Origin of the sequence: Microcoleus sp. S1D4, from assembly GCF_036700765.1 — a bacterium.
In the GTDB taxonomy this organism is placed as follows: domain Bacteria; phylum Cyanobacteriota; class Cyanobacteriia; order Cyanobacteriales; family Microcoleaceae; genus Microcoleus.
In genome coordinates, this window is sequence record NZ_JAUBPP010000046.1 from 1 (window position 1) to 17,847 (window position 17,847).

17 protein-coding genes are annotated in these 17,847 nt (G+C 47.0%); 4 read left to right on the forward strand and 13 right to left on the reverse strand.

What is annotated here, in order from left to right:
• Window positions 1–77 precede the first annotated feature (77 nt).
• The 7 genes from QT998_RS26720 to QT998_RS26750 form a co-directional block, all read right to left on the reverse strand.
• Window positions 78–1,472 carry an NYN domain-containing protein gene (locus QT998_RS26720; protein ID WP_333118844.1) on the reverse strand — a complete coding sequence of 465 codons (1,395 nt, stop codon included), beginning with the start codon at window positions 1,470–1,472 and terminating at the stop codon, window positions 78–80.
• A 42-nt stretch (window positions 1,473–1,514) separates the two neighbouring features.
• Window positions 1,515–2,786: an APC family permease gene (locus QT998_RS26725; protein WP_333118841.1), complete on the reverse strand. Its 1,272-nt coding sequence runs from the start codon at window positions 2,784–2,786 to the stop codon at window positions 1,515–1,517.
• Between the two features lie 178 nt (window positions 2,787–2,964).
• Window positions 2,965–3,816 (reverse strand): phosphate ABC transporter ATP-binding protein PstB, encoded by an 852-nt coding sequence (pstB, locus tag QT998_RS26730; RefSeq protein ID WP_333093473.1) that lies wholly within the window; start codon window positions 3,814–3,816, stop codon window positions 2,965–2,967.
• 165 nt (window positions 3,817–3,981) lie between these two features.
• A complete protein-coding gene (gene pstA, locus QT998_RS26735; protein ID WP_333093474.1) occupies window positions 3,982–4,962 on the reverse strand; it encodes a phosphate ABC transporter permease PstA in 981 nt (326 codons plus the stop codon).
• Window positions 4,963–4,964: 2 nt separating this feature from the next.
• Complete coding sequence (gene pstC / locus QT998_RS26740; protein WP_333118839.1) at window positions 4,965–5,966, reverse strand: phosphate ABC transporter permease subunit PstC; 1,002 nt, start codon at window positions 5,964–5,966, stop codon at window positions 4,965–4,967.
• Between the two features lie 250 nt (window positions 5,967–6,216).
• Window positions 6,217–7,245, reverse strand: a complete 1,029-nt coding sequence (gene pstS, locus QT998_RS26745; protein WP_333118837.1) for a phosphate ABC transporter substrate-binding protein PstS — start codon at window positions 7,243–7,245, stop codon at window positions 6,217–6,219.
• 406 nt (window positions 7,246–7,651) lie between these two features.
• Window positions 7,652–9,061 (reverse strand): NYN domain-containing protein, encoded by a 1,410-nt coding sequence (locus QT998_RS26750; protein ID WP_333118834.1) that lies wholly within the window; start codon window positions 9,059–9,061, stop codon window positions 7,652–7,654.
• 80 nt (window positions 9,062–9,141) lie between these two features.
• On the opposite strand from QT998_RS26750, the gene QT998_RS26755 reads away from it, so the two are divergent.
• Window positions 9,142–10,650 (forward strand): UbiD family decarboxylase, encoded by a 1,509-nt coding sequence (locus QT998_RS26755; RefSeq protein ID WP_194012422.1) that lies wholly within the window; start codon window positions 9,142–9,144, stop codon window positions 10,648–10,650.
• 270 nt (window positions 10,651–10,920) lie between these two features.
• Complete coding sequence (locus tag QT998_RS26760) at window positions 10,921–11,154, forward strand: hypothetical protein (RefSeq protein ID WP_333093478.1); 234 nt, start codon at window positions 10,921–10,923, stop codon at window positions 11,152–11,154.
• Between the two features lie 231 nt (window positions 11,155–11,385).
• Here the strand turns inward: QT998_RS26760 and QT998_RS26765 are convergent, their stop codons facing one another.
• The 4 genes from QT998_RS26765 to QT998_RS26780 all read right to left on the reverse strand — a co-directional run bounded on the left by QT998_RS26765 (window position 11,386) and on the right by QT998_RS26780 (window position 14,937).
• Entirely contained in the window at window positions 11,386–13,686 is a 2,301-nt protein-coding gene (locus QT998_RS26765; RefSeq protein WP_333118833.1) for a tetratricopeptide repeat protein, read from the reverse strand.
• Between the two features lie 104 nt (window positions 13,687–13,790).
• Window positions 13,791–14,222: a hypothetical protein gene (locus QT998_RS26770; protein ID WP_333118831.1), complete on the reverse strand. Its 432-nt coding sequence runs from the start codon at window positions 14,220–14,222 to the stop codon at window positions 13,791–13,793.
• A gap of 269 nt (window positions 14,223–14,491) precedes the next feature.
• The gene (locus QT998_RS26775; protein ID WP_190739924.1) at window positions 14,492–14,704 is read right to left on the reverse strand and encodes a helix-turn-helix domain-containing protein; all 213 of its coding nucleotides are present in this window, start codon (window positions 14,702–14,704) and stop codon (window positions 14,492–14,494) included.
• Window positions 14,705–14,724: 20 nt separating this feature from the next.
• Window positions 14,725–14,937, reverse strand: coding sequence for a helix-turn-helix domain-containing protein (locus QT998_RS26780; protein ID WP_193974922.1), 213 nt, complete (start codon window positions 14,935–14,937; stop codon window positions 14,725–14,727).
• A gap of 127 nt (window positions 14,938–15,064) precedes the next feature.
• Here QT998_RS26780 and QT998_RS26785 point away from each other — a divergent pair, with 127 nt between their 5' ends.
• Together QT998_RS26785 and QT998_RS26790 are read left to right on the forward strand one after the other, a co-directional pair.
• Entirely contained in the window at window positions 15,065–15,307 is a 243-nt protein-coding gene (locus tag QT998_RS26785; RefSeq protein WP_333118828.1) for a hypothetical protein, read from the forward strand.
• A 153-nt stretch (window positions 15,308–15,460) separates the two neighbouring features.
• Window positions 15,461–16,246, forward strand: a complete 786-nt coding sequence (locus QT998_RS26790) for a DUF4058 family protein (protein ID WP_333118826.1) — start codon at window positions 15,461–15,463, stop codon at window positions 16,244–16,246.
• Window positions 16,247–16,326: 80 nt separating this feature from the next.
• Here QT998_RS26790 and QT998_RS26795 read toward each other — a convergent pair whose 3' ends face one another.
• Together QT998_RS26795 and QT998_RS26800 are read right to left on the reverse strand one after the other, a co-directional pair.
• On the reverse strand, window positions 16,327–17,025 hold the full coding sequence (locus tag QT998_RS26795; RefSeq protein ID WP_194012425.1) for an energy-coupling factor ABC transporter ATP-binding protein: 699 nt from the start codon (window positions 17,023–17,025) through the stop codon (window positions 16,327–16,329).
• Window positions 17,022–17,294 carry a hypothetical protein gene (locus QT998_RS26800; protein WP_194012426.1) on the reverse strand — a complete coding sequence of 91 codons (273 nt, stop codon included), beginning with the start codon at window positions 17,292–17,294 and terminating at the stop codon, window positions 17,022–17,024. The genes QT998_RS26795 and QT998_RS26800 overlap by 4 nt, the downstream gene beginning before the upstream one ends.
• Between the last annotated feature and the right edge of the window lie 553 nt (window positions 17,295–17,847).

A 17,847-nucleotide genomic window follows, 5' to 3' on the forward strand; every position in this document is an offset into this window, starting at 1 on the left:
CCAATAACCAATAACCAATAACCAATAACCAATAACCAATAACCAATAACCAATAACCAATAACCAATAACCAATAATTAATTTAGGGAAACTTGCCAGCCTTTTTCGCTTTTTTTTAGCTTGAGAGAAGTGCATGATTGCAAAAAGTTAGGGAGTTTTCTGCCGAAATTAAACTCTTTAATTGTTTGGGTAATTTGTTTGCCGTATTGTCTGTGAAATTCGCTGCCTACATTGGAGAGAAATACAGAATTTTGAGGAGAGTTGTCGGTTAAGTCGCCAACTATTTTGACTATAGCTTTTTCCAAGTCTTCGAGAGAATTAATATTGGTTAAGCTGGTCGGTGCTGCTTGGGTGTGATTCACATTTTCTTTGTTAAGTATGGGCGGTGGGGGGGGCGATTTAACTTCAAAGAGAGTGACATAAGTTTGAGATTTTTCTGAGGGTTTGTGAAGAACAAAATCGGTGGGATATTTGAGAAATATATCTCTGGTTTTAGTTCCTAGGAGATGCTGGGAAACTATTTGACTTAGGACTAAACCGTAATTTTCTGTAAATAAAGCTGAAATTCTGGAAATTTTAATCCACTGGGTTGAGGTGAGTTTTTGCTCTTTTTTGATTAATTCTTTTAGCTGAATAACTAATTGTTCTACGGGTGTTATTTCGGGTAAAGTCACGAGGGAATGGGTTTCCACTTGTCCGGTTTTACTGTTTAAAACTATGATTTGATCTATTTGCTTGCGGACTTGAAATACGGTTAATCCGTGGGCTTGTAGTGTATTGCTGAGGTGGGTGAGGGCGCGATCGGACGAACAGACAAAAATCTCTTTTGCTGTGGGATAATGTACGAAAATTGATGCGCCTACTGTTGCCATTTTTAAGTCGGCGCTGTCTTTGCCGGGGGGGACGTGAATCAGTTGATAGCCGCGCTGGTGAAATTCGGCATCTTTTTTGCCCATGCTGCGCCAGTTGGCAAAGGCTACTTTGATTTGGATGGGATAGTGGCAAATTCCTTCTAGGAATTTTTCGGTTTCGATGGTGAGTTGCAAGTTTTCGACATCTAGCAGCAAGATGGCTATGCCGACAGGAAGCGAATGTGTTTGGTTTGCGGTGGGAGTTGGAGGTTTTGGGGAAAGTGAGTTTTGTGATGGGGCTGTGGCTAGCTGCTGAATTTGGGCAAATATTTTGCTGAATTGAGATGAATTAATGAATTCTGGAATCAGCAGAATTTGGAGATATTTTTTGGCAGTCTGCAGCAAGGATTTGGTATCGCTGGCTACTTGGAAACTTTTGGTCAATTTTTCAATCAAAACTGACTGAAAATCAGGTTTGGCCCAGGGGGTTTTCCTGTATTTTTCAGCTATCCATTCGGGATGTTGTTCCTGAATGGCAATTAGTGTTTGAGCGATATAGCGACTGATGGCGCTGAATGCGACTGATTCTTGAGTGGCTAGGAAGGAAGTTCGATCGGGCATGGCCCTCTACAATGCGGGATGGTGTCTCAATCTATCATAATGTTAGTTTCTTGTCGGCTGCCGGACGATCGCCCGCAAAACCCAACCTGCTGCAATTAACGCCAATCCAGTCAGCCAAATTTCCCTCTCCACCCAGAAAGCCAGAAACAGACACGCAGCCAATCCAACCCAAGCCAGCCACTGCGGGTAAAGCCTTTGGGCGGGGGAAAGTTGCAGCGCTGCGAGGTTGGTGATAGCGTAGTAGATCAAAACGCTAAAGGCACTGAAAGACCAAGTGGTTTTGACCTCGCCGACTAAAATTAAAAGTGCGATCGTAATTTCGACAAATACCACAGCCACATAGGGCGTTGTGCCCGAGGGATTCAGCCGCGCCAAGACTCTGGGCACATCCAGCCGCCGCCCCATCGCCAGCCAGACGCGCGACAGCCCTAAAATTAAGTTCAGCAAGACTCCCAACATAGCGGTAATTGCGCCGACGGCTAACAGTTGCGAAACTCCCGGAGTGGGGAAACTGCGGGCGAGGACTTCCAAAGGTGCAGCCGTGCCGCCTGTTTGCAGGGACAATTTATCAGCTCCCCCCGCGCCAACAAAGACTATTGCTACCGCCAGGTAAAGCAGCATTGTCAGCACCAAAGTAAAAATTATGGCTTTGGGAATGGTTTTACTCGGTTCCCGCACTTCCTCGCTCATTGTGGCGATGCGGCCGTAACCGGTGTAGGCGACAAACATTAGGGCGGTGGCGTGGAGGATGGAGCCGATCGAACTATCATTTTGTACAGTGGCTATTTCCCATCTGATTTCTGGCAAACCTGCAGCGATAAAGACAGCCAGAGATAAGAGTGTAACTGAGACTGTGACAGTATTGGCAATATTCGATCGCCTGATTCCCGTCAAGACAATTAAAGTTAGGGCGGCGAGGGCGACTAAAGCTGTTAGGATCAGGTAAGTGCGATCGGCAACACCAACTGCATTTAAAAAATACCCCGCAAAACCCAAAGCAGCAGTAGCAGCCGAAGCAGTTTTAGCTAACAAAAACATCCAGCCGGCTGTAAAACCCAGCCCAGGATTGAGATATTTGTAACCGTATTCATAAGTACCGCCGCTAACAGGGTGACTCGCCGCCAATTGAGCGCTGTTAAAGCCATTGCAAACAGCAACCAAAGCAGCGATACCCACAGCCAAAATCACTCCCGGCCCGGCAATTTCCGCCGCAATTCCGATACTCACAAATACTCCCGTACCAACAATCGAGCCCAGGCCCATGAGAGTTGCGCCAAAAACACCCAATTCTCGCTTTAAAAGTGGGGGAGACATAACTATGGCAGGTAAGATGCCTGCTGCTACACAAAAATATTTGTCTGTTGTGGAACAGGCCGGACAGCCTGTTCTGAAGACATAACTATAGCAGGCAAAATGCCAGCTACACAAAAATATTTGTCTGTTGTGGAACAGGCCGGACAGCCTGTTCTGAAAGAGGTTCAAGATGTCAGTATTAACCGAAACGACCTTGAATATAATCCCTCGTACTCGCATGGCTTGCAGAAGTAAAAATCCGACTTGTCGGCCCAAATTCCACCATGTGGCCGATGCGACTTTCATCAGTATTAAAGAAAGCCGTATAATCAGAAACCCGAGCAGCCTGCTGCATATTGTGCGTTACAATCACCACAGTTAACTGCTGCCGCAGAGTCTGAAACAACTCCTCAATCTTCATAGTAGAAATCGGATCGAGAGCAGAACAAGGCTCATCCATCAGCAGAATTTTTGGCTTCACCGCCAAAGCGCGAGCAATACAAAGGCGCTGCTGCTGTCCGCCAGAAATCCCCTGCGCCGACTTCTTCAAATTGTCTTTCACCTCATCCCAAAGCGCCGCACTTTTTAGGGAAAACTCCACAATTTCGTCTAACTCTGCTTTGCTTTTGCGACCAAAAATGCGGACTCCGTAAGCAATATTATCGTAAATGCTCAGCGGAAAAGGATTCGGTCTTTGAAACACCATCCCCATTTGGCGGCGCAAACTATTAATATTGACTTTAGGACTGTAAATATCCTGTCCAAAAAACTCCACCCTGCCTTTTATTTGAACTTTTCCTTCCAATTCGCCAATGCGGTTGAGAGCTTTAAGAAACGTTGATTTGCCACAACCAGAAGGGCCGATAATTGCCGTTACTTGCGGGTGAGGAATATTCATCGACAAATTTTCGAGCACTTTGTGAGTTCCGTAGTAAAAACTCAAGTCCTGAACCCGCAAGGCTGGCATGGCATTGGGGTCGATTTCAGGAGTCGCATCTTCAAGAAATTTGTCGCTATTTTTTTCAGCTTTTAAGTTGCTTTTCGGTTTCATTATTTGCAGTTTTTTTAGTGGTGGTGGGAGATTTTTAGATGCAGAAATTTACTCGATGGTCTGATTTAGTTCGTCTTGATAGCTATGCACTGATTTCCCAAGTCACAAATACACAGATAGTTGTTTTCTTCCTTCTTCCTTCTTCCTTCTTCCTTCCTACGCAATTTACCTATCTTGCAAGCGTTTTCGAGTGACGGCGCGGGAGGCTAAGCTAGTAACCAAAACCATTCCTAAAAGAACAGAAGCAGCAGTCCAGGCCAATTCGTTCTGCTCCTTGTAAGGAGAGCTGGCGTAACTGTATATTAAGACTGACATAGAAGGAGTTGGAGTCAGCAGTGTCTCGGGAATTTCTTGGATTTTTGAGATGGTTTCTGCACCGACGGGAGACTGAACTATTTCGCCCAATTTCTCAACTAAAGGGGGCCAAAATTGGCTCGACAAGGCAGTTACAATTAGGGGTGCTGTTTCGCCGGCGGCACGGGAAGCTGCGAGTAAAATGCCTGTGGTAATAGTCGGAAGTGCTGAGGGAATAATAATCCGAAAAATAGTTTGAAAGCGTCCGCCTCCCAAGCCAGCAGAAGCGAGGCGGTAAGAGGCAGGCACTAATTTTAAAGCTTGTTCTGTTGTTAATGCGACAACTGGAAGCATGATGATGCCGAGGGCGACACCGCCGGCTAATCCTGAGAATGCTTTAGTTGTAATGACAATTAAAGCGTAAGCAAACACGCCGACAACTATTGAGGGAACGCTGCTGAGAATAACGGTAATAAAGCGGATTGTATTGGCAATTGCTTTATTTTCTCTACCAAACTCTGACATAAATATTCCCGTCATCACCCCGATAGGCACGCTAATTAATGTCGCAATTCCTACCATTAAAACTGTGCCGAGAATCGCATTTGCAAAGCCGTTGGGCTGGTCTTCAACTCCCACGGGTGCGGGGAGAGATACTAGCACTTCCCAGCTCAAATGTGTCAGTCCTTCCCCTAAAATTTTGTACAAAATAGCGAACAAAGGCAGCAGGGCTAGAGCTGTAAGAGCGAAGGCGATAACTGTCATTCCCCGGCTGAACAAATTTCGGCTCAGCGACAGGGGGCTGTAGATTTCTGCATCCAGAATACTGTTTGATTTTTGTGCTTGAGTCATCTTTAATTCTTAGCTCCCTTAACACCGATTAGCTGAACCAGCAATACTGCAATTGCGTTCACCGAGAGGGTGATGACAAATAAAATTAGGGCTAAATACATTAAAGCGCCGATGTGCAGTTCTTCTTGAGCTTCTCGAAATTGACTTGCCAGAACGGCGGGAATTGAGTAGCCGGGAGCTAAGATAGATTTGTTGATTTGAATTGAGTTGCCAATTACCATTGTCACAGCCATTGTTTCGCCCAAAGCGCGTCCCAATGCTAAGATAGTCGCTCCGATAATTCCCGAACTTGCTGCTGGCAATAACAGGTTAAATATGGTTTCCCAGCGGGTGGCACCGAGGGACATGGAAGCACTTCGCAAATCTACTGGAACTGATAGCAAAACATCGCGGCTGATGGCGGCTACTGTGGGCAGAATCATAATCGATAAAAGTATTCCAGCGGGCAGCATTCCCGGTCCAAAAGGTTCGCTGCTGAAGAGGGGAAACCAACTGAAATTGTTGAACAGGGACTGCTGTAAAGGCAGCAGAAAGGGAATTAAAACAAAAATTCCCCAAAGTCCAAAGATGACGCTGGGAATGGCTGAGATTAATTCAACCATGAATCCCAAGGGCGATCGCACCCAAATTGGCAAAAAGTTCTCGCTAGTAACGATAGCTACAGAAAGTCCTAAAGGAATTGCGATGATAATGGCGATCGCAGAACTAACCACCGTACCGTAAATAAACGGCAAAGCCCCAAACTGCAACTCGCCGATATCCCATTTGGGATTCCACAAAAACTCCAGTCCAAACTTGCTAATAGCAGGCCAAGCATCCTTAAAAATTATTCCACTCATCCAGAACAGGATGCCCGCCGTCGCTATAGCAAAAGCCCATACAAATACAGTAAATCCCGACTCCAGCCACAAACCTTCACCATTCGTATCAGTCAAGTCTACGTGGGTGTTGATTGCTGCCGGCTTCCGAGTCAATTTTTTCGGTTTCTTTGAAGAATTGGTCATACCGAGTTATGGCGTAAACAGCGAAATCTTGAATAGAGAAACTCAGGATTTACGCACTCCGACAAAGAAACCGGGTTTTTTACGTAATCTGCGGACTACAGCGCGTCTTTTCCTAAAAAAACCCGGTTTCTGACCCCCCGTGCGTAAGTTTCATGAATAAGGTGTGCACTGCACACCAAAGCCTGTGAAAGTTATGAGTTTTGAGTCATACATTAAACTCAAAACTCATAACTATTTGAAAAAATTTGAATTAACCTCTAGCAACCACGCTCTGATTCACTGTTTGAATTACTTTTTGAGCTGTCCCTTGCGGAATCGAGGTATACTCTAGCTGTTTGTTGATACCTTGACCTGTAGTCATCGCCCAATTAACCATCTTTTTAATAGCATCTGCTTTCGCCGCAGGATACTGTTTGTAGATTAACAGCCAAGTCAAGCCCACAATCGGATATCCATCATTGGGATTTCCTTCTACTAAGCGGAAGTCTGCCGGGAAGGCTTCCCCTGCGAAAGCTTTTTCAGCTTCTGCCAAACTAGGATCTACAAACCGACCAGCTCTATTTTGAATAAATGCTGTTTGGAGCTTGTTTTGCCGAGCAAAAGTATCTTGAACGTAGCCAACTGCACCCGCTGTTTGTTTCACCAAACCTGCTACGCCGGGGTTTCCTTGACCGCTGAGAGGGCCACCGGGCCAACTCGGTTGAGCGGCACCCTTGATGCTGCTGCCAATTGCCTGCAAGTGATTGCTAAAAATAAAGCTTGTACCGCTGCTGTCTGCCCGCACAACTACTCGAATCGCAGTATTTGGCAAATTTTTAGCTTGTCCGGAAATTCCTGCTATTTTAGGGTCATTCCAGCGGGTAATTTTGCCTTCAAAAATGCCCTTCATGGCATCGGCACTCAGCCTGACATTGTTGACTCCGGGCAAGTTGTAGACAACTGCAACCGCACCGCCTGCTGTCGGAACTGCCATTACACCGCGCTTTACCTGAGATATCTGCTCGGAACTCATCAGCGCGTCGCTGCCTGCGAAGTCAACCGTGCCTGCAATTAATGCTCGGATACCGGCACCGGAGCCTGTTCCTTCGTAGTTTACAGTAATCCCCGTTGCACTTCTCATTTGGGAGAAATATCGATCGTAAAGAGGTTTGGGGAAAGTGGCTCCCGAACCGTTTAGTGTTACCGCAGCTACAGCGGAAGTAATCAACGAGAGCGAAAATGCTGCTACCGCTAGCGTAACTATAAAGCCGCGTCGCCAGCTTTTAGTGAAGAAAACCATAACTCCATGTCCTTAGTATTAATAGCAGGCTTTGCAAATCTCTTCCATAGGATAGACTGAAATCCCCAACTAAAAACAGCGAAAATAATAAGCTTGTTTTAAATTATAGTTAACATTAGATTAAGTTTTTAATAATTAAGAAATGGTGGTAAAAATGATAACCTTTCTTTAATCTATGGTTAACATTAGCATGACTTACGCAGGGTACATTTCAGTTTTACATTTGTAGTGGGAGCGGGGACGCTCGCACTGTAAAAAAAAACAATCCTTTTTGCGATGCAGGAGATGCTCCCCTTACGCACTCCTGACCAAAGAAACCGGGTTTTTTATTAAATCTGCGGGTCACAATCAAGTTTTTTCATACACAAACCCGGTTTCCGATCCCCGTGCCTAAGTCTTAATTAGATTAAAAAGATGAGCCAGGGGCGATCGCCACTTGATAATCATTACCCTCTTTCTTGACTTTAAATGTTTGACAAGACTGCAAAAAATCTATAAATTTCTCGCCCAAATCCAGCGATTTCAGCTTTTTAGTAATTGGTTGACCGTATTGCTTGTTAAATTCACCTGCTACTAGGATAGTCGAAATGTAAGCGCCTGGAGATTGAGCGGTTAAAGCTATCAAAATTTTTGCTAAAGATGATTCCAGTGTGGCAGATGGAGAAGTGTTTGAATCCGAAGATTTTCGGACTATTTTCACGTGATGCTCGCTCCCGATCGCTGTCAATTGAAATACCGAAGAACGCGATTTCAAAAATTTAACTAAACTGGAATTAACCAAGAAAGTTTTCACTATATGATCGGCCTGAACTTGACATCGGTTGAAAAATATTTTTTTAAGTTCAGCTATATTAATAGCATTATTTGGGGAATTATTTATCTCTAATTCAATAATTTTTATAAGTACCTTTTCTAAGACTTCCAGTGAATCGATCGTCACGGGATTAGCCGGGACAGTTTCTAGCAATTTTTCCTGTTCAATATTTGCACCAACAACGTCGGAAATTGCCGGTTCTTTTGGTTCGCAGATCATATCTTTTTGGGCTGATGCGAATGCTTCTATATGGGTGGAATTTATAGAAGTGAATTCGAGAGCGCGACGCTCTTGAAAAAGCTCAACAACACTAGAAAGCCTAGCTATCCGATCGTCGATTAATTGGTGTTCAGTTTTCAATAATTCAGAAATTTGATTTGCCAGTTCTGGAAATGTAGGGATTTCTATTTTACGTTCGCAAGAATAGTGATTGCTCTCCCCGGTTAGATGATTTTCTACGGACAAGATAGCATTTTGACGGCGTACCCGAAACACAGTCAATCCCTGATTTTGTAATTGATTGCAGAGGTGATTTAACAAACCGTCGGAGGAACAAACAAAAACTTCTCGGACATCCCGATAGCGGTATAAAATAGCAGCACCAAAGGCAATCATTTTACCGTCAGCGGTGTTAGCGCCGCCCGGAGCGTGAATTAGTTCGTAACCGCGATCGTACAATTCAGTATCCAGCTTACCGATACTGGGGTTTTTCCAGTTAGCAAAAGCAATCTTAACTTGCAGGGGATAGCTGCACAAACTGGCTAAAAACTTTTCCGCATTAATGTCGAGTTTCATGTTTTCTGCATCTAGCAGCAAAATCGCAATTTCCCGATCGCACTTTACGGCTGTTTCTGGGGAACTCGTACTGTCCGCGCCTTCGCAACTCAACGGAGATTGAGGCTGAAAACCATGTTGGCTAACAGCTTGGGACTGATAAAACTGCTGGCCGCGGGAACGAGGGCTGTGGCGAAATCGATCGGGCGAACGTCGGGGATTTTTCATTAACTGACAAGGGTAGCTTAACTTTATGGTGGCCGATGGGCTAATAATAAAATAACTACACTTAACAATTCTTAAAGAAAATGGCTAGAGACTTGCGAGGATTCCTGAAACTCCTAGAAGAACGGGGACAACTGCGCCGAATTAGCGCTTTAGTCGATTCCGACCTCGAAATTGCCGAAATTTCCAACCAAATGCTAATCAAGGGCGGGCCTGGACTTTTGTTTGAAAACGTCAAAGGGGCCGAATTTCCCGTCGCCATCAACCTGTTGGGTACGGAAGAGCGCGTTTGCTGGGCGATGAACATGGAAAAGCCGATCGAACTAGAAGAGCTCGGCAAAAAATTGGGAATGCTACAACAGCCAAAACCGCCGAAAAAGATATCCCAAGCCATAGAATTCGGCAAAGTCTTGTTCGACGTAGTGAAAGCCAAACCAGGCCGTGATTTCTTCCCAGCTTGTCAGCAAGTGGTGTTTGAAGGGGAAGGCGTGGATTTGAACAAAATCCCGATGATTCGCCCCTATCCGGGAGATGCGGGCAAAATTATCACCCTCGGTTTAGTAATTACCAAAGATTGCGAAACCGGCACGCCGAATGTGGGCGTTTATCGCTTGCAATTGCAGTCAAAAAACACGATGACTGTCCACTGGTTATCTGTCCGTGGTGGCGCGCGACACTTGCGGAAAGCGGCGCAGGCTGGTAAAAAATTGGAAGTTGCGATCGCCCTTGGAGTTGACCCGCTGATTATTCTCGCCGCAGCAACGCCAATTCCTGTAGATTTATCGGAATGGTTATTTGCCGGACTTTACGGCGGTTCCGGCGTGCAATTGGCGAAGTGCAAAACCGTAGATTTGGAAGTACCGGCGGACTCGGAAATTGTGTTAGAAGGAACGATTACGCCGGGGGAAGTTCTGCCCGACGGGCCCTTTGGGGATCACATGGGTTATTACGGCGGCGTGGAGGATTCGCCGCTGGTTCGATTCAACTGCATGACGCACCGCAAAGACCCGATTTATCTAACCACATTTAGCGGGCGGCCGCCGAAGGAAGAAGCTATGATGGCGATCGCGCTTAACCGTATTTATACCCCTATTTTGCGGCAGCAAGTATCGGAAATTGTCGATTTCTTCTTACCGATGGAAGCGCTTAGTTATAAAGCCGCAATTATCTCGATTGATAAAGCATATCCCGGTCAAGCGCGCAGGGCTGCTTTAGCATTTTGGAGTGCATTACCGCAGTTTACTTACACTAAGTTTGTGATTGTTGTCGATAAAAGTATCAACATTCGCGACCCGCGTCAAGTAGTTTGGGCAATTAGTTCTAAAGTCGATCCAGTTCGGGATGTATTTATTCTGCCGAATACGCCCTTTGATACGTTAGATTTTGCCAGTGAAAAAATTGGTTTGGGAGGCAGAATGGGGATTGATGCTACTACGAAGATGCCGCCGGAAACGGATCACGAATGGGGGGAAGTTTTGGAGTCCGATCCTGATGTGGCGGCGATGGTCGAGCGGCGTTGGGCGGAGTATGGTTTGGCAGATTTGAATTTGGGTGAGGTCGATCCAAATTTGTTTGGTTATGAGATGAGGTAGGGGAGTTAGGTAATGCCCATTAGTGTCAATTTAAGCTATCAGCCCACCAAGTCCGTTAGTCATCCCGCGAGTCCGCCAGGGAATGAATTCCCTGTCTAATAGCTAAAGTCCTCTGAAGAGGACTGAAGAACTCATTAGTCCTCTTTGAGAGGACTTTCGCTTTGAGGCAGGGGTTTCAACCCTTGCCGGACTATGAGTTTTACCTTAAGTTGATACCAATGGGCATTGCCTTGTTGTCAATACCAAAGAAGAAGAGAGGTGGAAAGAATAATGCAAAATCTTGATATCGATCGAACAATTGCGGCTTGGTCATCTCTTACTAAAACGGTTTTTGTTCCTCACACGGAACAGGAATATAAGCGTTTAGTCGAACTACTAGATAGCCTAATAGATCGAGTGGGCGAGAACAAAAGCCATCCCCTTGCTTCGATGATGGATGTTATTGGTGTTTTAATCGAAAACTATGAAGCTGAACATATTCCTGAGTTAGAAGAGGTTGCGTAACCCACTATTTCACATTGCGGGTTACTAATCGAGCAAGGGATTGAAGATTTTTGCGATTTTTAGAAGTGGCGATCGAATTAAGTGCGATCGAGACTTATGCACTCCGACAAAGAAACCAGGTTTTTTACCGAGTCTTCGCGCTGTAACGAAGTATTCTGGAAAAAACCCGGTTTCTGGGCCCCATGCGTAAGTCCTGTAGGAAATTGGCAACAATCGTTCTAGCAGCAACAGCTACTCCGTCTCCCGAACTCGCTTAAGCATTGCTTGCCTTGCTGGATGCTGGGAAAGTTGCGAGTCTTGACCCGCTGACATCGCCTCCCGGAGACAATCAATGAAATTTCTCCTAACGGTTTGGGTGTTAGGATGATTCTCTCCCAATCGGTTAAACAAGATTTCTAATGCTCTCAGGTAAAGCGGTTCCGCCTCCGCGTAGCATCCTGTTGCACGGTATAGCGCTGCCAGATTGTTCAAACTCGTTGCCGTATGGGAATGGTCGGCTCCGAGCTGCTGCTCCATGATGGCGAGCGATCGCACATACAAGGGTTTCGCCTCCGGGTAGCGTCCCATTGCCTCGTACAGCGCTGCCAGATTGTTCAAACTATTTGCCGTATTGGGATGGTTGGCTCCGAGCTGCTGCTCCATGATGGCGAGCGCTCGCACATACAAAGGTTCCGCCTCCGGGTAGCGTCTCATTGCCTCGTACAGCGCTGCCAGATTGTTCAAACTCGTTGCCGTATAGGGATGTTCTGCTCCGAGCTTCTGCTCTCTGAGCGCGAGTGCTCGCAGATACAAGGGTTCCGCCTCCACGTAGCGACCCATTGCATCGTACAGCAATGCCAGATTGTTCAAACTCTGAGCTGTAGCGGGATGGTCGGCTCCGAGCTGTTGCTCACGGATAGAGAGTGATCGCACATACAAGGGTTCCGCTTCTGGGTAGCGTCCCATCGCACGGTATAGCTCTGCCTGATTGCTCAAAGTCGCAGCCGTATTGGGATGGCCGGCTCCTAGCTGCTGCTGGTAAATCGAGAGCGATCGCACATACAAAGGTTCCGCTTCCGCGTAGCGACCCATTGCATGGTACAGCGCTGCCAGATTGTTCAAACTCAGAGCTATATCGGGATGGTCGGCTCCGAGCTGTTGCTCGCGGATCGAGATCGAGAGCGATCGCACATACAAAGGTTCCGCCTCTGGGTAGCGTCCCATTGCATGGTACAGGGCTGCCAGATTGTTCAAACTCCCAGCGGTATCGGGATGGTCGGCTCCCCAGCGTTTCTCTGTCATCTGGAGGCAAGCTTTCAACCATTTCTCCGCTTCTGCCCACAAACTCTGTCCCTGAGCAACCCGCCCCAAAACCGTGAAAGACAGCCTAGCATCACTATCTTCCAGCAGATGTGACCATTGCTCCGCCACCACCTCCAAATGGGGCAGCGCCTCCTTCACCCGTTCCTGCACCTCCAGCGTCACAGTCTGCGAAATCGTCTTCGCCACCGCTGTCAGCACCACTGCAAAGTTGCTCCGCAAAATCTCAGCATCGGCGTGTCCCTGCAATTTGGCCGCAAAAAACTCCCGAATCAAAGCATGAAGTTGATAGCGAGGCTGCACCAGCCCAGATTGAGCCGGAGCGGAGGTTTCATCCTCCACCAGCGACAGCAAACTCTGTTCCAGCAGTTCGTAATCCCGACAATCCTCCAAATCCTCCTCATCCCAATCTGGAAAACAGTCGGCTACCAACTCCCAAGGAATCGGAGCCAGAGCAAACACGCTCAGCAGACACCCCAGCGTCCGCGCGGGAGGTTTCAACTCCTCCCAACTCAACTCAAAGGCTGCTGCCACTCCTCGCCTAGCCGTCATCCCAGCTTCCGCCTCCTGCAATGCCCGCGCCTCCAATCGCTGACTCTGCAACCGTTGCAGCATTTCTGCCAAGGACAGCGCCCGCTTGCGCCACAGATAGCGCCCCACCAGTTCAATGCCCAAAGGCAAATAATCCAACCACTGACAAAGCGCTTGAGCATCTTCAAGCTGGGCATCAATCCGTCTGAGTTTGTTTCCCGGCAAATCCCCAGCCGTCAGTCGCAGCAAGTTTAGCGCTGCCTCCGGTTTCAACACTTTTAACGGCAAACACCCCACAGGCGGCGGCACAATTTGTCGCGCTGTCAGCAACACCTTAAACCGGGGATTTCTAGGCAAAAACGACTGCACCGCCCGGTAATCACTGACATCATCCAATACCAGCAGAGCATTCCCAGAGGTTTGTTTTGCCCACTCTTCGTAGCAAAACTGCAACCGTTCCTCCAGATTTTCCAGAGTATCCGGCGGCTGAATTCCCATTCGCAGCGATTTCTGCAACACCTGCGGCGCTAAACCCATTTCCCGCACAAACAGCCACCAAATCCCGGCTGAATAGGTATTGTAATCGCGGTGAAAGTTTGCATATTGCCATGCCAATTCTGTCTTGCCGATGCCGCCCATTCCCGACGCAGCGGCGATCGCAACGCGGCTCCCATCCTGCAACAATCCGTGCAATTGCTGCATCTCTTCATCCCGCCCGACAAAGTTTTTGGAACCGAGTTCGGAGGGAATATCGTAAAGTTTGTAAGAACTTGTGAAACCTGGATTGGGTGTTTTTTCCTCCAGGTCTAGGACTTTTTTGCTAATACCTTAGCCCATTTCCGAAACGTTGGGAAATGCTGCTGTAAAAAATTCTCTGTATCCAATTCAGCCTCGTAGGAAATTCCTACAAACGGCGGAAAGCTGGAGATTACGCCTTTGAGTTTCGCGGCCGCTGTCGGTCCCGGTTGGTTTAGCTTGTCCCGAATCTCCTGCAAAATCTGAATTACCTCATCGGGATACTGTCGCTGCACTTCAATTTGCCCAACTTCTTCGACAATCTCGGCAACAATAATCTCAGCCTCCTGTTCGGGAATTTCCACCGTTTTCGTTTGCTGAGCGAAAACCTGCCAATACTCCTCTTCCTGTTCCCGAATCTCCTTGCGTAGCTCTCGGATTTGCTGTTTAATTCGGATCTTTTCTTCTTGTGGTGCAAAATTTAGAGCCTTTACCTTGCCCACTCATTGCTCTTTCAGATCTTCCAAGTTCTCTTCCATGTCAGACAGACGATCGATCGGCATTTATCTAACTCCGGCAGACTAAACAACTCCTGACTTTAGTCTACAGTAGGAAAATTCCAAGACCCGTATTTTTACTGCCAAGAGCGACAAATCAGTCAGGACTTACGCGCTTCGAGCCAAGAAACCGGGTTTTTTCTGAATCTGCGGGATCTAACGAAGTATTCTCGAAAAAACCCGGTTTCTGACCACCCGTGCGATCGCCCTCTCCCCTAATTTTCCAAAACCTCAACCAAGTCTTCAATCATCAAATCGAAAACAGCAGCAAGTTTCTGCAAAGCCGTATAGTCCACCGTTGCCATTTTGGGAGCTTGGGCGTATTTTTTAACCGTGCTGTAGGGAATTCCCGTTCTGTCAGAGACTTCTTTCAGCGTCCAACCCTTTTCCTCAGCTAGTTCTCGAACTCGCAACCGTATTAGCCCCATCTTCCCGCTGACAAATCAGTTTATTGTTCCAAAATCTCAACTAAATCTTCGATCGCAATATCGAACGCACGGGCCATCTTGTCCAAAGCTGTGTAGTCAACAGTTGCCATACCTTGAGAGTTCGCATAGGTAATAATCGTGGTATATGGAATACCTGTTCTTTTGGAGACTTCTGTCAGATTCCAACCCTTCTCTTGAGCAAATTCTCGAACTCGCAGCCTAATTCGTCCCATTCCCTCTTGACAACACTCGAGTATTCGTGTTGAATATAAACTATAAACAAGCGATCGCCCTTGATTTCTGAGGTCGCAGAGCGATCGCCTTTCATTCACCACCCACAAAAGTGGGAAGGATTTTCCTATGATACCAAAACAAGTCACTTATCGCGATCGACTTCAACCTTGGCATCTAATTCGCCACCTCCCCAACTGTCAGCGGTTAACAGTCGCCCGTTTCGCCCGCCGTCCCGATGCCGAATCTTACCTAAATGCACTGCGCCGCTTAATGCCCGCAGTCCCGCATACAATTGTTTTCGTGAATGCGGTGTCTGTGTTGGATGAAAACAGCGTTCCAATTCCGACACAATTGTCGATCGAACGTTAACCGTTAAAAAGTACGCGCATACCTAGCTATCCCGTAGGGAATCGCCCTTCCACAAATAGCAATTACTCTATTTGACAGGAAGTGCGATCGGCCCTAATTCCCCCAAAAAATCTTGCTAAACTGTAAATATACTTGAGTCCAGGAGTCAAATCAATGCCATCTCCATTTCCCGGTATGGACCCGTATTTAGAGCATCCAGAACTCTGGCCTGCCCTACACCACTGGCTAATTATTGAAATTGCCAGATTGTTATCTCCACAACTGCGTCCTAAGTATTTAGTGTCTGTAGAAGTGAGAATGTATGAAACGGCTGACGACAATTTATCAATTGGCATTCCTGATGTAAACGTAATTCAGCCAAAAACCAAAACCGAATTAATAACATCAAACATAGCCGTTGCAGCGCCACCGACACAAGCAATAACCGTAACTCTTCCCATGCCCTACCAGGTTCGGGAAGGCTATTTAGAGATTAGAGAAAGGGGAAGCCAAGAATTAATCACTCTTATTGAAATTCTCTCGCCTACTAATAAGCGAACAGGTAAAGGGCGACAAATGTACGAAGAAAAGCGAGAAGAAATCTTATCCAGTCGCACTCATTTAATAGAAATAGATTTATTGCGGCGCGGTCAAAAAATGCCAGTTATTGGCAATAACATTGAAAGCGACTATAGTGTTTTGGTGTGTCGGGGAAATCGCCGTCCCAAAGCCGATTTGTACGCTTTTAACTTGCAAAACCCGATGCCTGCTTTTCCTCTGCCACTGCGATCGGGCGACACTGAACCTGTAATCAACTTGCAGGAATTATTCACTCAAATTTACGACATCGCAAGTTACGACCTCAAGATAGATTATCGCAACTGGCAAGTCATACCAGCGCTGTCCGAAGCCGATACAATTTGGGCAGATGCTTTGTTGCGCGATCGCCAATTGCGATGAACACCTGTTCGATCGTTCGGACTTCAGTCCTCTTTTTATAAGATATGACTAAAGTCCTTACGACAAACCTCATCAAATAGTTAAACATCCTGACTTTGCATCAACCGCTGCTTCAAACGCGCCGGATCTCCCCGATCGACAACTTGGCCCTTTTCCAACAAAAAAGCCCCATCACAATAATTTAACTCATCCAAACGATGAGTCACCCACAAAGCAGTAATCCCGCGATTTTTCACCAACCGCTGCACCGCCGCCACCAAATCCAACTGAGAATCAGGATCTAACAAAGCCGTCGGTTCATCCAACAGCAGAATTTCGCAGTGACGGGCGATCGCCCCAGCCAAAGCAATCCGCTGCTTCTGTCCCCCACTCAAAGCATAAATCGGCCGCCGTTGCAAATCCAGCAAATTCACAGCCTCCAAAGCCTCAGCCACCCTCTCGCGCACCTGAAGATTAGAAAGCTTTTCCTCCACCAAACCAAAAGCCACATCCGCACCCACCGTCGGCATCACCAACTGGTGATCCGGGTTTTGGAACACAAAACCCACACGCCCGCCCAGATCAATTTCGCCCGACTGGGGGTGCAGCAGCCCAGCCATCAGCCTCAGCAGTGTAGATTTGCCGCTACCGTTAGTACCCAAAAGCATCCAAAACTCTCCCTTTGGTACATCCAGAGAGCAACCTTGCAAAACTCGATCGCCCGACGGCCAGCAAAAACCCAAATCCCGCACAGCAACCGCTGACTGGCCCATACCGGCACCAACACCCCCAGCCCTCATTCTCCTAATGTCATCGAGACAAAACCGGGAGCCCTACCTGAAGAAGCCGCCCCCGATTTCTGAGAAATCACCACCCCAGAAATCTCGCTGCTGAGCACAGCTACCTTTTTCTCAGGATTTTTCTCGCAAGTGAGTTCCAAAATTTGCGGTTGCGAGTTGCGAATCGCTTCTACAACCTGCTGGTAAACAGCCTCAGCGTCCTCGGCTAGCTTCCGCTGCACCGACAGCGAGACGGGCGTGTTCTTCACAATCATGTCAATGCTGAACATATAGTCTTAAAAACCTAAGTTTGGAACTCTCTCCTCAGTATATATAGATGTAACGAAGTATTGTGTAGAAAAAACCCAGTTTCTGTAGCCCAATGATCGTGAGTGCGCGCCCAGCAGGGCGCGGGAGCATTTGCGCGCCAGCATTTTGCGTGTCCTCACGAACTCTTCGAGCTCCTATAACCAGCGCTGTAGGAGGACAGCAGTAAAATAAAAAAATGCTTTTTGCTAAGCCCCAGATGCTGGCATTCCCGGTTGATTCGAGAACTTCGAGAACTTCCGAGGACAAGTCGAAATCAGGAAGTTATTTAAGAAAGACTTGCTTTTGTAAAGAATTACCTTTATAATTTTGAATACGGTAAAGAAAAGTAAACTCTGTTCATAATCCTACTAGTTTTCTGCTAAGCAGAGGCAACGGTAGCAGACTGATGATTAGAGAAAAATCCGTTGTAATTATATCTATTTGGAGATTTGCGTAAATGACAATCGCAGTCGGACGCGCCCAGACCGAAAGAGGCATCTTTGATGTACTCGACGACTGGCTCAAGCGCGATCG